The sequence below is a fragment of the Bacillus cereus group sp. MYBK108-1 genome (assembly GCF_051917185.1).
Lineage (GTDB): Bacteria > Bacillota > Bacilli > Bacillales > Bacillaceae_G > Bacillus_A > Bacillus_A cereus.
Map to the genome: position 1 here is coordinate 1 of NZ_JBQAHZ010000018.1, position 14,162 is coordinate 14,162.

The window sequence follows — 14,162 nt, forward strand, 5'->3', positions numbered from 1 at the left end:
AAAAATTGCGTCAATCGCTTCGCGATTTAAAACATCTTCTTTATAAAACTTAAATTGTTTTCCTGTTATTTCTTTCACTCGATTTATAGATTCTACCGAGCTATTCGAAAGGTTATCCACTACTATAATTTCGTAACCGCTATTTAGTAATTCTACACATGTATGACTACCAATATATCCTGCTCCACCTGTTACAAGTATTGCCATAATTAACAAACCTCCCCATTACTACATATCCTTATAATAAGCATGTAAACATTAATCTAGCTAGAATTTAAAATAGCTAGGTTAATAAAAAATTTCTTTATTTATAAAAATTAGTCTTCCAGATTCTCATCCTATAAATTACCCACTAATTATAAAGAAACTTTTTCACGAACTACAGCTGGTCTTCCTACGGAATAATAGTCTACATTAAACTTTTTCACATATTCTAAACCATGGCAATTACGACCATCAAAAATAATAGGTTGTTTCATTAATTTGATATACTGTTCAATAGGGAATTCTTTTATATCATCCCATTCAGTTACAATAAGTGTTACATCGGCATTTTTAACTGCTCCTGCAACAGAGGACACATATTGAACCTCATTAGGTAATACTTTCTTTGCATTTTCAGTAGCAATTGGATCATAGGCTACAACCTTCGCACCCATTTTTACTAAATCATTTGCAATAACAATAGATGCCGCTTCTCTCATATCATCAGTATTTGGTTTAAAAGCTAAACCAAGCATAGCCACTTGTTTTCCTTCCATATCACCTAATACATTTTTTATTTTTTCAACGAGCGATGCCTGCTGATTATTATTTACTGTAATAACTGATTTTAACAGATCAAAATCATGCTCGACATTACCAGCAATTTGTATTAAAGCATGTGTATCTTTTGGGAAACAAGAGCCCCCATATCCGATACCTGCTTTTAAAAATTGTGTACCAATCCTTTTATCTAATCCCATACCATTAGCTACATGCTCTACATCCGCACCTAACTTTTCGCAAATATTAGCAATTTCATTAATAAAGCTAATTTTTGTAGCTAAGAAAGCATTTGCTGCATATTTAATCATTTCTGAACTTCTAATTGTTGTTTTAAAAACAGGAACATTAAAAGGTTTATTCACTTCTTCCATAACATCGGCAGTTTTAGCATCATCAGTCCCAATAACGATACGATCTCCATAGAAACTATCGTGAATTGCAGAACCCTCTCTTAAAAATTCCGGATTCGATACCATGCTAATTTTCACATCTGCTTTCAAATTTTGCTGAATTAAATTTTTAACATGATCATTTGTACCAACTGGGACCGTACTTTTAATTACTACAATCGAATCTTTTTTTAGATTATTAGCAATATCTAAAGCAACTTGCTCAATATATTGTAAATTAGCTGAACCATCTGTTTGCTGCGGTGTACCTACTGCTATATAAATAACATCTGCTTCTTCAATCCCTTGGCGACAATTGGTTGTAAATAACAATCTATTATCATTAATATTTTTACTCATCAACTCATCTAAACCAGGTTCATATATTGGTGAAATACCTTCTTTCATTTTCGCAACTTTATTCTCATCGATATCAATACAAGTTACACGATGTCCAATATCCGATAAACAAACCCCTGTTACTAGCCCTACATAACCTGTTCCGAAAATAGCAATATTCATTTTTTATCCTCCTTATTTATTAACAATAAAAAAAGCCCCTTGAAGAAAAAGGCTTTTAAAACTTATTTAACAAAATGTTTTACAACTCCATTTAGGGCATAATTTATAAAGCACCATGCAGATTTTAGGATACTTAACCCTTCAATTTCCCTATATAATTTCCAATTCATTTTAGCCATTTTGAACTTTTTACTAGAAATAGAGTTTTCAACTTTTCTATACTTAGATAAAACTTCATCTAAGCCATAGGCATAATGACCTTTTCTTAATATTTTTAACCATGTTGCAGTATCTTGGCGGGTCCTAATGTTAGGCATTTGTACTTTCCCTAGCTTCTCAATATCCAACATCACCGTTAAACAACCGATTATTGTATTTTTTAATAATCCATTATAATTAATTTTTTCTGGCACATGTACAATTTTATCAGTAAGGGTACCATCTTGATTCATAATTTGATAACCCGTAAACGAAAAAGCTACATCATTATTCTGCATAAAAGTCAATTGTTTTTCTAATTTTTCGGGTAGCCATAGATCATCGCTATCTAAAAAAGCTACATACTTCCCTCTTGCATTATTAATGCCCGTGTTTCTCGCAATCGCTGCTCCACAATTTTCCTGCAATTCAATTAATCGTATACGATTATCTTTCTTAATCTCTTCTTTTATTAATTCACAAGTATTATCTTTTGAAACATCATCTATAATAATCATTTCCCAATTTGTATAAGTTTGAGATTGGACAGATTGGATTGTTTCTTTAATAAAAGAACTTGCATTATATGATGGGGTAATAATTGACACAAGTGATTGATTCCCTATTTCAATCTCACTTAGATTCATTTCCATTTCAATACTACTCCTTCAGATCTTCTTTGATATTTTCATCAAAATTTTAACAGCTCTTTAAAACTTTTGATGAATGAGCGAATTGGTTTTTCAGTTAAATGAAATTTTTTTACAAAGAAAATTATTAGCATACATATAGCTGGAATAGTTCCTCTCATCCTTTTAAATAATGGTCCTTTTCCTGTAAAAGTATTCGAATCAATTAGTTTATTTTCTGATGTTTTCTTTTTATGAAAAACAATAATTTGATTAACATAAGCTATACTATATTTCTGTTTCAATAAATCTGCGAGCAAGATATTTTCTTCCCCAGATGGATATTTTGCCCCAAGACCAAATCTCTCATCAAACTTCAAATCTCCAATATCAATTTTATTTAAATTAATAAAGAACTCTATTGATGAAATTTTTAAAACCCCGCGAATACCTAATTTTTCTACAGGAGCTTGTGGATATTCTTTATAATATTTTTGAATTTCGGGGTCAAATATCTGAAAACTTAGCGCGTCGATATCCCTATATTTAAATCCTTCAACAACCGTTTCAAATGCGTTTTTAGGATACCAGCAGTCATCATCAGAGAACGTAACAATACCATTATCCACATATTCTAAACCTTTATTTCTTGCATGAGATAACCCTTTTTTGCTTAATATAACATGATGGTAATTAAACTTGTATTTCATTAATAAACTGCTAATTCTATCATGATTTTCTTGAGACACAATAATAACTTTAATATTATTAATAGTTTGCTCTTCTAAACTATTAAATAAGCGTTTAATATACTCAATTCTATTTCCTAATGTGGGTACTATAACATTAACTAGATATTCATTGCCCAATTTTCTCACCATACTTTTATCACTTAATTAATAACGCTCCATAATTCTTTATATTGCTGACGTATATCCTGCCAAGTATTATTTTGAGCTATTTTCTTAGCACTGATACTTAAATCCTCTTTAATATTAGGATTATCTAATATTAAATTAATCCTTTCAGACAGTTCCTCATCATTATTTATAATAAAGTGTTCTAATCTTGTATTTTTAAGCAAATAATTCATCTGAACATCTTTACTTACTATAACTGGTGTACCAACAGCTAATGCCTCTAATGGTGCTAAGCCAAAAGTTTCATATAAGCTATTTTGGATATAAAAATTTGAATAATAATAAGCACTTATCAATTCACTTTGATTTAAATTACCTATATATATAACCTTTTTAGGATCCATCATATTCATTACCTTGTCATGAACATTTCCCTTTGGCCCAGCAATTACTAAGATAAAATCATCCCTTTTTATATCATTCACAACTTTAACTAATTGTTCAATTCCTTTGTACTTAAAAGTTCCACAAGCAGTAAATATAATCTTTTTTCTTTTTTCTAAAGGAATAAGTTCGTTAAAAATATTTTTGTCTGGCTTTATAGTCAGAAATTTTTCGGAAACGCCATTTGGAATAACTTTCAATTTCTTTTTTGGTATTTTATAATCACTTATAATCATTTCCTTTAACCCTTCTGACACGCATATAATACCATCTGCAAGCTTCAAAGTAATAAATTCCGCCATTTTACAAGAAATTCTCTGATTAGAGAAGTGCAAATTTTCCCGCGATACTAAGCCATTTGCGGTATAAAGAATATTCTTTCGTAATATTTTCCCTATTATAACTAACAATGCATTTGATCGTGTAAAACCAAATATATGCAAATTACTTACATCTCTAGAAAATATCCCTTTTATACATGCTCTTATATCCCTTCCTAAAACAATTATATCCTCATTATCTATATCATTAACAATACTATTGAACACCTTTTGTGGACCAGACATTTCTTTTTCTATGTTCTCTACTTTAACCCCTATTACTAAAGTTTTTTGCAACAGGATCTCCTCCGTTCTCTCTTTTAATTAAATCACTACCTAACTTTATTGTAGTAAATATAAAGAAAAACCATAAAAAGTTCAGATAATTATTTCTTAATAAAGAGAATTCTGTACCCTGATGAAATAAAATAGCCACTATTATTGCAATATTTCCAGAATACATGAGCCACTGATTTTTATACTCTAAGTTGTTCTTGTATTTTTGAAACTGTTGAATTAAAATCCCTAATGTACAACAGACAAAAAATAGAAATAATCCTAAACCGATAACCCCTATCTCAGCTGTAATACCTAAATATAGACTATGTGCATGATTTACTCCAACATTCATTTCTCTTAAAAACTCTTGACTAGAATTGAATCCTATCCCCAAAAAGAAATGATTTGAAATAACATCGGCTAATAAATCCCATGCTTTTCCTCTTCCTGCCAAATCTAAGCTTAATCGCTGGTTACTTCCCTGTAATAAAAGGGCTATTATTCCTCCTGCAAAAACACTTAGAATCAAAGATATTCTCATGAATTTCCAAATGTTTTTTCTTAAACGGTTCATTCCCCTACTATTATTTAACCAAAAGAACAGAAATAAGAAGATTCCAAATGCCAATATCCCTGTCCTTGAATATGTTAAAAACAAGGCATAACATTGAATTAAAAATGATATTATAAAATAGAAAGTTTTTATTGACTGTCTTAAAAACAAAATCAGAGTGGTCGCTAATGATATTAATAGTATGTATGATAATATGTTAGGATTTCCTGTAATAGATGAAAATCTCAGTGTCGCTCCTGAATAATAAACTGCCTGTTCTATTCTTATAGGACCTAAGGTAATATAATTTAGTGAATATTCGTCATTAAACCACATCATTGATCCAAAAATTTTAATAAATATCATTAGGGTAGCTAAAAATAAACCTACTAACATTTGAATTTTATAACTAGCAATCAATGTTTTTTCAATCATTCGATCTACATTAACAATGTATGCCATTGCGAAAATAGGACCAAAAATTATAAATGTTCTCCATAAAGTTTCAAATTGTATTTCACTCCAAAAACTTGAAATAGCACAGTAAAGACCTAAGACATATAAACAGCCCATTGATTGCAAATATTCTTTAGTAAAATTAGCATTTTTACTATTTAAAAAATTAAATACCCACAGCACAAAAATAATTAAAAAATTAACATAATAACTATATGGTGCTTTTATTAATGGTTGCATGCTATTTACTACCGGCACATATAAAATGAATAGTGAAATTAACATTATGAAAATAGAGTTATAAACATAAGAATTCTTACTATCCATCTTTTGAAGTACAAAACTTTTGTCTTTCATATTTTAACCTCTACTTTTAATAAATTTCCCTAGTCTGTATTTTAAGACCTTTGGTAAACGGCTTATTAATATTAAAATCACCTTAGGATTTAAATATATATTTTTCACTATACCCTTAATATCTTTTTCTTTTATTTTTTCAATGAAGCTATAATATAAATTTAGATTTGAGAGTCTTACCATCCTACATTGCAATTGATTAATTAATTTTTTATTCCCTTGAAATTTTTCATGCTTTAACAGTTCCCTATTTGCTTGTATTAACTGTTGGATTCTCTTTGTCTTTTGTCTTGTAAGAGAATCTCCCCTCTGCCTATAAAAATATAACGGTTTATTATAAAAATAACATTTATTAGACTCGCATAGTACCTCAAGATAAAAAACATAATCTTCCCCAAATATCAATTGATCATTAAATCTTATATTTTTTTTCTCCAATAGATTTCTTTTTATTATCGGTTGCATTCCTAAATCTAACTCTACTAATAACTCTGGGGTAATATTAAGGCTAGATTCAAGTTTTTCTTTGTAATTTTGACATTGTGTTGCATACGGACTTACATGCCCATCATATATTAGGAAAATATCATCAAATACCATGTCAGCTTCTTTAATTCTAGCAAAATTAAGCAACTCTTTTATTCTTTCTTGATCCCACCAGTCATCTCCATCTAAAAAGGCTATCCAAGTACCTTTTGCTTTAGAAATCCCAAAGTTTCTCGAATAAGCAGGACCTTGGTTAGACCCATTTTCATATAGCTTTATCCGCTCATCTTGTAAAGATTGAATGATTTCAACTGTTTTATCCCGTGATCCATCATCAATTACTATAACCTCTAATTGCTTAAAACTCTGATTAAGTACTGAATTTAACGCTTCCTCTATATATTCTTCTACATTATAAGTGGGAATTATTATAGATATCTCAGGAACAGACATTTATAGCCTCCTCTACATAATAGATTTCTTTTTTTGAATCATATTTTTTATTAAATCTTTTTCTGATAGAATAACAATTAAAACAATGAGATAACTTATTACTAATGAGATAAATATATTAATATTTCCTAGGAATAATTTATTTATGACATACAAAAAAATTAAACTTAATAAACTTTTAGAACTACCCCTAAACACGGTAAATATTCCCTGCTTATTAAAAATTATTAAACCCAGTAATAGTACAATCTCTATTAAAACAGCTGCAATTGCTGCTCCTAAACTACCGTATAACTTTCCAAAATACGAGTACGCAAAAATACCTGTCCCAAAACTAATTAATAATGCAATAGATCTATATTTTTGCAAACCTTTAGTTGTTAAACTATCCGCTAAAGGAAAGTTAATTGATTGAATAAAAACAATAATAGATAAAATAGAAAGAGTTTTAGCAATTCCTATCCAGTTTTCCCCTAACAGGAAAACTGAAATTTCTTCTGGAAATAGTATTATGGGTAGAACCATAATTAAAGACAATAAAGTCATTAACTTGATTTCGATAACTATTACCTCTCCATGTTTTTTTAGCTCACTTCTATCAATAAGCTTAAACAAAACTGGGTAAAAAGCTGCTGCTACAATACCTGGAATTTGATATAGAACAGAGGGGATACGTAATGCAGCGTTAAAATAGCCAACCTGTTCTAAACTAGATACCTTTTCTAAAGCAATAGGTCCCATTAAAGGCATAAGTATTGTTAAAAAAGCAGTTAACGTAAAAGCACTTAACCCATTTAAAATAGAATTATCTAACCCTTTATGCAATTTAATTTTATTAATGACAAAAGAGATACTTATAATACCCCCTAAAATACTACATAGCCCATAAGTTAAGGCTACCATTAAAAGACTATATCCAAAATAAACTCCAATAAGAAGACCTATGACAGAAATTAAGCCTGCCATGATTCGAATAATTGCAGTATATTTCATTTTTTCGATAATTTGATAATATACCGCTCCTACATTTTGTAGTGCTGCACCAAATATTGTAGGGATTACCATCAAGAAAATTACTTGTTTCATTTCTTTCTGACTATACATAAAATTCACCAGAATAAATACAATTACAGAGGAGAATATACAAATGAATAATCTTGTTACCAAATAGCTATTTAAAAGTTTAGATATATCTTTATCAGCTTTGGTACCCTCCCTAATAAATGTATGAGTTAATCCTAGATCTGTCATTGAACTTGCAAAAGTGGAAAATACTAATGCAATACTTAAAATACCATATTGTTCTGCCCCAAGATACCTAGCTATAACAATTGCTGAAATGGCGGTTAACATTCGTACCATCACATTTCCTACAAATAAAAATGAAGCATTTTTAAGAATTAATTGTAAGTTCATACTAATACCATCCTGTATTTATAAGATACATTATCTAGCTCCGTCACCTGTGCATACTACCTTAATAGTCTTTAATATAATTTTAAAATCCAACAATAAACTGGAGTTGTTAATGTAATATATATCTAGCCTCAACTTTTCTCTCGGTGTAATTTCATAACCACCATTTACTTGCGCCCATCCTGTCAGTCCTGGTTTTACCTCTAGTCTCTTTTTAAAACCTGGAATTTCACGCTCAAATTTCTCAGTAAACATAGGTCTTTCCGGCCTTGGTCCTACAAGAGACATTTCACCTTTTAAAATATTAAATAATTGCGGTAGCTCATCAATCCTCGTCTTACGAATAAATAATCCTATCTTTGTAATACGTGGGTCATTCTTCTCTGCCCATTTTGCACCATTTTTTTCTGCATCATTTCTCATAGAACGTAATTTAATAACATTAAACTTCCTTCCGTTTATGCCCAATCTTTCCTGTAAATAGAAAGGTGATCCTGGGGATTCTAAAATAATTAGTAAACTAAATATCAATATAACAGGTGCCAATATAATCAAGCCTAGTAAAGCGAATATAACATCTAATATATACTTACTCCCTAAATATAACTTGGATTGTCTATTTTCAACTTGAACGATTTGATCATCTGATGTAACTTGATATTCTCTCGCTATATTTTCACCAGTCTTCATATTCCCTCTCCCTTATAATCTTATTCATTGATTTCTTTATGTACTAAATCATTCATATATTTTATTAATTGCTTTTTTAATTCCTTATGCTGTAACGCCACCTCAATTGTCGTCTTAATAAACCCCAATTTCTCACCAACATCATAACGCCTTCCTTCAAAATCATATGCAAATACCCGTTGAATTTCATTTAATCGTTGAATTGCATCTGTCAACTGAATTTCCCCACCAGCACCTGTTTGTTGATCTTCAAGGAGCATAAAGATTTCTGGTGTTAATACGTAACGTCCCATAATTGCTAAATTTGATGGCGCAGTTCCTTGAGCTGGCTTTTCAACAAATTGGCGTACTTGATAACGGCGATCATTCCGTTCAACTGGATCAATAATACCGTAACGATGTGTTTCATTTTCTGGTACTGTTTGTACACCGATAACGGATGATTGTGTACCTTCATATTGATCCATTAATTGACGTAAACATGGCGTTTCTGCTTGTACAATATCATCACCAAGTAATACCGCAAATGGCTCATTTCCAATAAATTTACGGGCGCACCATACTGCGTGTCCCAGCCCTTTTGGTTCTTTTTGTCTTATGTAATGAATGTTAATTTTTGAGGAAGCTTGTACTTTTTCAAGCATTTCATACTTTCCCTTTTCTAAAAGGCTTTGTTCAAGCTCGAAAGAATGATCAAAGTGGTCCTCAATGGCACGCTTTCCTTTTCCAGTAACAATAATAATATCTTCAATTCCTGATTCTATCGCTTCTTCTACTATGTATTGAATTGTTGGTTTATCAACAATTGGTAACATTTCTTTCGGCATTGCCTTTGTTACCGGTAAAAACCTTGTCCCCAGTCCCGCAGCTGGAATAATTGCTTTTCTTACTTTTTTCAAATCTAGTACCCCCAGACATATTATTATATCCATATGTAACAATAACAAAAACCCTACTTATAGGGTCGTCTTTACAACTCCATAAGTAGAGTTTCTAACATAAATAAATTATGGGCATCTAACCCATCCTCACGTCATACTCCCGACGACAAGCGTCTAAGGTAGGTTCGAAATAAAAATTTCTACCCACAGCACGACCGAGTGCCTCCGTTGATAACGGTTAGGAGACATCACCAATTCTTTATTTAAAAAATACCGAACAATTTTTTACGACGAATTTGTTCTGGATCTTCTTTATAAATTGCCTTCCCGCTAATTAATAAGTACGGATTTTCTTTCAAATCACTCATAACACTCATTCCAAATTCTTTCTCAATTAGTTCATAGCTTTCCGCTAAATGAAATCCTCTTGATGTCGTGTTATGTGCATCTGATGCGATCATATGTGTTAAATTATGTTCTACAAGCTGTAGTGAGAATTTTTTAATTTTTTTTCCAAATTTCCCAAGTAAACTACCTGCTGTCGCTTGTGTTAATGCACCTTTATTTACAAGATTATATAACTTATCTGGCCGCTCGATTAACTCGGCATTACGTTCCGGATGAACGATAATTGGAATCATTCCTTTTACGCGCAATTCATATAGTAGTTGTTCTGCATAACGAGGTACGTGATTTGATGGGAATTCAATGAATATATATTTATTTGTTTCATTTAAAGTAACGATTTTACCAGCTTCATAGTCTTCTAATAAATCGCCATATAATCTGACCTCTTGCCCCGGTAAAATGGTAAGTGGAATATTATGTTGTTGTAGTTCATCATTTAGTTGTTTTACATGATGAATAATTGAGATACGTTCATTTACATATTTTCCATTTTGATGATGCGGCGTTGCGACAATCGTATGTATTCCTTCTGAAACGGCTTGTTGTGCCATCGCTAAACTATCTGTTACTGTTTGTGCACCGTCATCGATACCAGGTAAAATGTGACAATGTAAATCTATCATTTGTTTCATCCTCCCTCTCTCCTATAAAGATCTTTTTTCCCTTGAATATGAGATATCGCTCATATTCAAGGGAAAAAAGGAGATATGTTTTTACCATATCTCACTTTAAAATTAGTTTGCACCGTAGTAGTAGTATAGGCCTTGTTCACGTTCACGGTCGTTTAGAACAACGCCCAACAATTTACCTTTAGCCGATTCTAACAATCCTTTTGCTTTTACCGCTGTTTCTTTCTCTGTCGATTCACTACGAACAACAAGAATAGAAGCATCACATACATTTGCCATAATTTGAGCATCGGTTACAGCTAAAATTGGTGGCATATCAAAAATAACTAGATCGTACATGCTGTATGCTTGTCCAAGAAGTTCTTTCATTGATTTTGAGCCTAACAATTCGGCCGGGTTTGGTGGGATTGGACCACAAGCTAAAAAGTGTAGATTATCAACTAGTGTTGTTTGCACACATTTCTCTAAACGTTCACTATTTGTTAATACATTCGTTAGTCCAAAAATATTGTCTACTTGGAACATTTGATGCATTGCTGGTTTACGCATATCTGCATCAATTAATAATACTTTTTTTCCTTGTTGAGCAAACACAACTGCCATATTGGCTGTCGTTGTCGTTTTCCCTTCACTTGGGTTTGCAGACGTGACCATTAATGAATGTAAATTCGTATCAATAGCTGCAAATTCAATATTCGTTCGAATATTACGATATTGTTCTGAAATTGGTGATTTCGGTTGTTGATGAGCAATTAATTGACGGCGTTGACGATGATTCTTTTTCTTTTTAAATAAATTAAGAGCCAATTGTTTGTCCCCTCACTTTTCTTGATGATGGAGCGTGTGATTTCACGTTCATTGTTTCTTCATCCATACGAGCTACAATTCCTAACACTGGTAATCCAAGTAAGCTCTCTACATCTTCTTCTTTTTTCACTGTGTTATCTAAGTATTCTAATAAGAACGCAAGACCAACTGAAGCCATTAAACCAACAACGAAAGCAATTGCCACATTTAACATTGGACGTGGTTTAATTGGAGATTGATTTTCTGCAACTTCTGCTTTAGATAATACTGTTACGTTATCAACGTTCATAATTTTTGCAACTTCACCTTTAAATACATCTGCAGTTGCATTCGCAATATCGCGAGCTAGTTTTGGATCTTTATCCTCAGCTGTTACAGAGATTACTTGTGAATCCTTTTCATTCGCAACATTAATCTTTCCTGTTAGCGCTTGAGATGTCATATTTAAATTTAATTTTTCATTCACTTGTTCTAAGATTACTGGACTTTTAATAATAACCTTATATGTATTCGTTAATTGAATATTCGTTTGAATTTCACCAGCTTGGAACATTGCACCCTCTTGTTTCTTCTGGTTAACAAGAATTTGCGTCGAAGATTGATAGATTGGTGTCATAAAGAAAAAGCTAATGATAGCACTTACAATAGCTGCACCAAAGGCGATTACGAGGATCATTGCTAAACGTTTTTTTAAGATATGAAATAACTCTTTTAAACTAATTGTTTCTTCCATAGGTTCCTCCAACTTTCTAAAATTTACACATAGGAAAAATTATAACATATAAATCTTACATTTTTTATTTTTAATAATTCAGTTCTATATTTGTTCACAAGAAACAAGTTTAATCTTACAAAATAATATTAAATATGACAACACATTCCAATGATTTCCCAAAAATTTTATCATATCATGCTTTTTACACTGTATAACTTGATAAATAATTTTCAGAAAACAAAAAAGCCAACAAAAATTTTGTTGGCTTTTTCATATTTTAGTAATAACCATATTGTTCTTTTTCTTCCTTTTTATCGTTCAAAACAACACCTAGTAGTTTTCCTGATGCTTTATCTAATATTTGTTTCGCTTTTACGATTTTATCTTTTTCCGTCTTTTCACTTCGTACAACGAGTACGATTCCATCGCATTTATTCGCAAGTATTTGTGCATCTGTAACCGCAAGGACAGGTGGTGTGTCGATTAATATAATATCAAACATGTTATATGCTTCTAGCAATGCCTCGTCCATTGCCCGGCTCCCTAATAGTTCTGCTGGATTTGGTGGGATTGGACCTGCTGCCATTAAGTATACGTTCTCTATATCTGTTTTTTGAATGCATTGCATAAGTTTTGCTTGTCCTGATAATAAGTTCGTTAATCCATTTGAACTATGAACAGCAAATAAGTTTTGTATCGTCGGCTTACGCAAGTCAGCTCCAATTAATAAAACTTTCTTTCCTTGTTGTCCGAAAACAACTGCTAAGTTTGCGATTGTCGTTGTCTTTCCATCACCTGGATCGGCTGAAGTAACAATAATAGAACGAACATGATTATCTACAGATGTAAATTCAATGTTTGTACGAATGTTACGGTATTGTTCTGTAATACGCGATTTAGGCTCTTTATGTGTAATTAATTGTCGTAATGGTTTTCTTTTCTTTCTCCCGAACATATTCATAATCTCCTTTTGTGAAATGCGACATTTCCCTTTTCTCTCTTTTATGCTCGATTTCATACGTCTAATTAATATTTTTGCTGATTTCCCCATATCTCATCATAATCAATAACATTCTACTTTGTCTTACTTAAGTACCTTAACAATATGACAATGCCTTTATTTCTTTATTACCTTTATCACTTATCCTGTTTTCTAAATAAATAATAAAGTAAGTATATGGTAATTACCATCTATTTACAAGATATTTTCTGATTAGTTTGTATATTATCTTTTCATCGTTATATAGCAGTAAACAAAAAATCCCCTTGTCTTTTTCACAAGGAGATTTTTTAGTACTATCTATTCTTTTTTATCACCAATTGCAAATGTAATTTCTGCCTCACATGCAACTTCACCATCTACTGTGGCGATTGCTTTTCCTTTTCCAATTGGGCCGCGTACGCGTGTCATTTCTACTTCTAGACGAAGCTGATCACCTGGGCGTACTTGTTTTTTGAAACGGCAATTGTCGATACCTGCAAAGAAAGCAAGTCTTCCGCGGTTTTCTTCTTTCTTTAATACTGCAACTGCTCCAACTTGTGCTAATGCTTCTACAATAAGTACACCAGGCATAACTGCATAGTCAGGGAAGTGTCCGTTAAAGAATTCTTCATTTGCGGATACATTTTTAATCCCAACCGCTCTTTTGCCTTCATCTACTTCTAATATTTTATCAACAAGTAAAAATGGATAGCGGTGAGGAATGATTTCTTTAATTTGTTCTATATTTAGCATGTAACAATCGCCCCTTTTGTAATATTGGTCTTACCACTTGGACATATTGCTATTATCCCATTTTGTTTATTGTTTGTCATTACAAAGTAACATTTTATATTTAGCACAACTTCCTAAAAAAAATGCACACACTCTATTCCATTAAAATAGTTGCACATTTTTGCAAC

15 protein-coding genes are annotated in these 14,162 nt (G+C 31.6%); all 15 read right to left on the minus strand.

Going from position 1 to position 14,162, the window contains the following annotated elements; translation table 11 throughout:
• A partial coding sequence (locus ACTFSL_RS21095) for an SDR family NAD(P)-dependent oxidoreductase (RefSeq protein WP_440042347.1) occupies window positions 1–207 on the minus strand: 207 nt, incomplete at its 3' end.
• Between the two features lie 149 nt (window positions 208–356).
• Entirely contained in the window at window positions 357–1,679 is a 1,323-nt protein-coding gene (locus tag ACTFSL_RS21100; protein ID WP_088349217.1) for a UDP-glucose dehydrogenase family protein, read from the minus strand.
• Between the two features lie 62 nt (window positions 1,680–1,741).
• Window positions 1,742–2,530 carry a glycosyltransferase family 2 protein gene (locus ACTFSL_RS21105; RefSeq protein WP_088349218.1) on the minus strand — a complete coding sequence of 263 codons (789 nt, stop codon included), beginning with the start codon at window positions 2,528–2,530 and terminating at the stop codon, window positions 1,742–1,744.
• A gap of 38 nt (window positions 2,531–2,568) precedes the next feature.
• Complete coding sequence (locus ACTFSL_RS21110) at window positions 2,569–3,387, minus strand: glycosyltransferase family A protein (RefSeq protein ID WP_440042349.1); 819 nt, start codon at window positions 3,385–3,387, stop codon at window positions 2,569–2,571.
• A gap of 11 nt (window positions 3,388–3,398) precedes the next feature.
• The gene (locus ACTFSL_RS21115; protein WP_440042351.1) at window positions 3,399–4,427 is read right to left on the minus strand and encodes a glycosyltransferase family 4 protein; all 1,029 of its coding nucleotides are present in this window, start codon (window positions 4,425–4,427) and stop codon (window positions 3,399–3,401) included.
• Window positions 4,399–5,775, minus strand: a complete 1,377-nt coding sequence (locus ACTFSL_RS21120; RefSeq protein WP_440042353.1) for an O-antigen ligase family protein — start codon at window positions 5,773–5,775, stop codon at window positions 4,399–4,401. Before ACTFSL_RS21120 ends, ACTFSL_RS21115 begins: the two co-directional genes overlap by 29 nt.
• A gap of 3 nt (window positions 5,776–5,778) precedes the next feature.
• On the minus strand, window positions 5,779–6,714 hold the full coding sequence (locus ACTFSL_RS21125) for a glycosyltransferase family 2 protein (RefSeq protein ID WP_000115837.1): 936 nt from the start codon (window positions 6,712–6,714) through the stop codon (window positions 5,779–5,781).
• Window positions 6,715–6,726: 12 nt separating this feature from the next.
• Complete coding sequence (locus ACTFSL_RS21130; protein ID WP_001053220.1) at window positions 6,727–8,130, minus strand: oligosaccharide flippase family protein; 1,404 nt, start codon at window positions 8,128–8,130, stop codon at window positions 6,727–6,729.
• A 30-nt stretch (window positions 8,131–8,160) separates the two neighbouring features.
• Window positions 8,161–8,820 carry a sugar transferase gene (locus ACTFSL_RS21135; protein WP_088349220.1) on the minus strand — a complete coding sequence of 220 codons (660 nt, stop codon included), beginning with the start codon at window positions 8,818–8,820 and terminating at the stop codon, window positions 8,161–8,163.
• 20 nt (window positions 8,821–8,840) lie between these two features.
• The gene (gene galU / locus ACTFSL_RS21140) at window positions 8,841–9,719 is read right to left on the minus strand and encodes a UTP--glucose-1-phosphate uridylyltransferase GalU (protein WP_440042354.1); all 879 of its coding nucleotides are present in this window, start codon (window positions 9,717–9,719) and stop codon (window positions 8,841–8,843) included.
• Between the two features lie 245 nt (window positions 9,720–9,964).
• Window positions 9,965–10,732, minus strand: coding sequence for a tyrosine-protein phosphatase (locus ACTFSL_RS21145; protein WP_440042378.1), 768 nt, complete (start codon window positions 10,730–10,732; stop codon window positions 9,965–9,967).
• Between the two features lie 111 nt (window positions 10,733–10,843).
• A complete protein-coding gene (locus ACTFSL_RS21150; protein ID WP_016513260.1) occupies window positions 10,844–11,545 on the minus strand; it encodes a CpsD/CapB family tyrosine-protein kinase in 702 nt (233 codons plus the stop codon).
• A complete protein-coding gene (locus tag ACTFSL_RS21155; RefSeq protein ID WP_000393137.1) occupies window positions 11,535–12,278 on the minus strand; it encodes a YveK family protein in 744 nt (247 codons plus the stop codon). Before ACTFSL_RS21155 ends, ACTFSL_RS21150 begins: the two co-directional genes overlap by 11 nt.
• Window positions 12,279–12,537: 259 nt before the next feature.
• The gene (locus ACTFSL_RS21160) at window positions 12,538–13,215 is read right to left on the minus strand and encodes a CpsD/CapB family tyrosine-protein kinase (protein WP_434165495.1); all 678 of its coding nucleotides are present in this window, start codon (window positions 13,213–13,215) and stop codon (window positions 12,538–12,540) included.
• A gap of 345 nt (window positions 13,216–13,560) precedes the next feature.
• Window positions 13,561–13,995, minus strand: coding sequence for a 3-hydroxyacyl-ACP dehydratase FabZ (gene fabZ, locus ACTFSL_RS21165; protein ID WP_000931959.1), 435 nt, complete (start codon window positions 13,993–13,995; stop codon window positions 13,561–13,563).
• Between the last annotated feature and the right edge of the window lie 167 nt (window positions 13,996–14,162).

Bases quoted from the DNA above. Each gene is read 5' to 3' on its own strand.
- ACTFSL_RS21100 (WP_088349217.1), bottom strand. From the start codon at position 1,679: ATGAATATTGCTATTTTCGGAACAGGTTATGTAGGGCTAGTAACAGGG.
- ACTFSL_RS21105 (WP_088349218.1), bottom strand. From the start codon at position 2,530: ATGGAAATGAATCTAAGTGAGATTGAAATAGGGAATCAATCACTTGTG.
- ACTFSL_RS21110 (WP_440042349.1), bottom strand. From the start codon at position 3,387: ATGGTGAGAAAATTGGGCAATGAATATCTAGTTAATGTTATAGTACCC.
- ACTFSL_RS21120 (WP_440042353.1), bottom strand. From the start codon at position 5,775: ATGAAAGACAAAAGTTTTGTACTTCAAAAGATGGATAGTAAGAATTCT.
- ACTFSL_RS21125 (WP_000115837.1), bottom strand. From the start codon at position 6,714: ATGTCTGTTCCTGAGATATCTATAATAATTCCCACTTATAATGTAGAA.
- ACTFSL_RS21130 (WP_001053220.1), bottom strand. From the start codon at position 8,130: ATGAACTTACAATTAATTCTTAAAAATGCTTCATTTTTATTTGTAGGA.
- ACTFSL_RS21135 (WP_088349220.1), bottom strand. From the start codon at position 8,820: ATGAAGACTGGTGAAAATATAGCGAGAGAATATCAAGTTACATCAGAT.
- ACTFSL_RS21145 (WP_440042378.1), bottom strand. From the start codon at position 10,732: ATGATAGATTTACATTGTCACATTTTACCTGGTATCGATGACGGTGCA.
- ACTFSL_RS21155 (WP_000393137.1), bottom strand. From the start codon at position 12,278: ATGGAAGAAACAATTAGTTTAAAAGAGTTATTTCATATCTTAAAAAAA.
- ACTFSL_RS21160 (WP_434165495.1), bottom strand. From the start codon at position 13,215: ATGTTCGGGAGAAAGAAAAGAAAACCATTACGACAATTAATTACACAT.
- fabZ (WP_000931959.1), bottom strand. From the start codon at position 13,995: ATGCTAAATATAGAACAAATTAAAGAAATCATTCCTCACCGCTATCCA.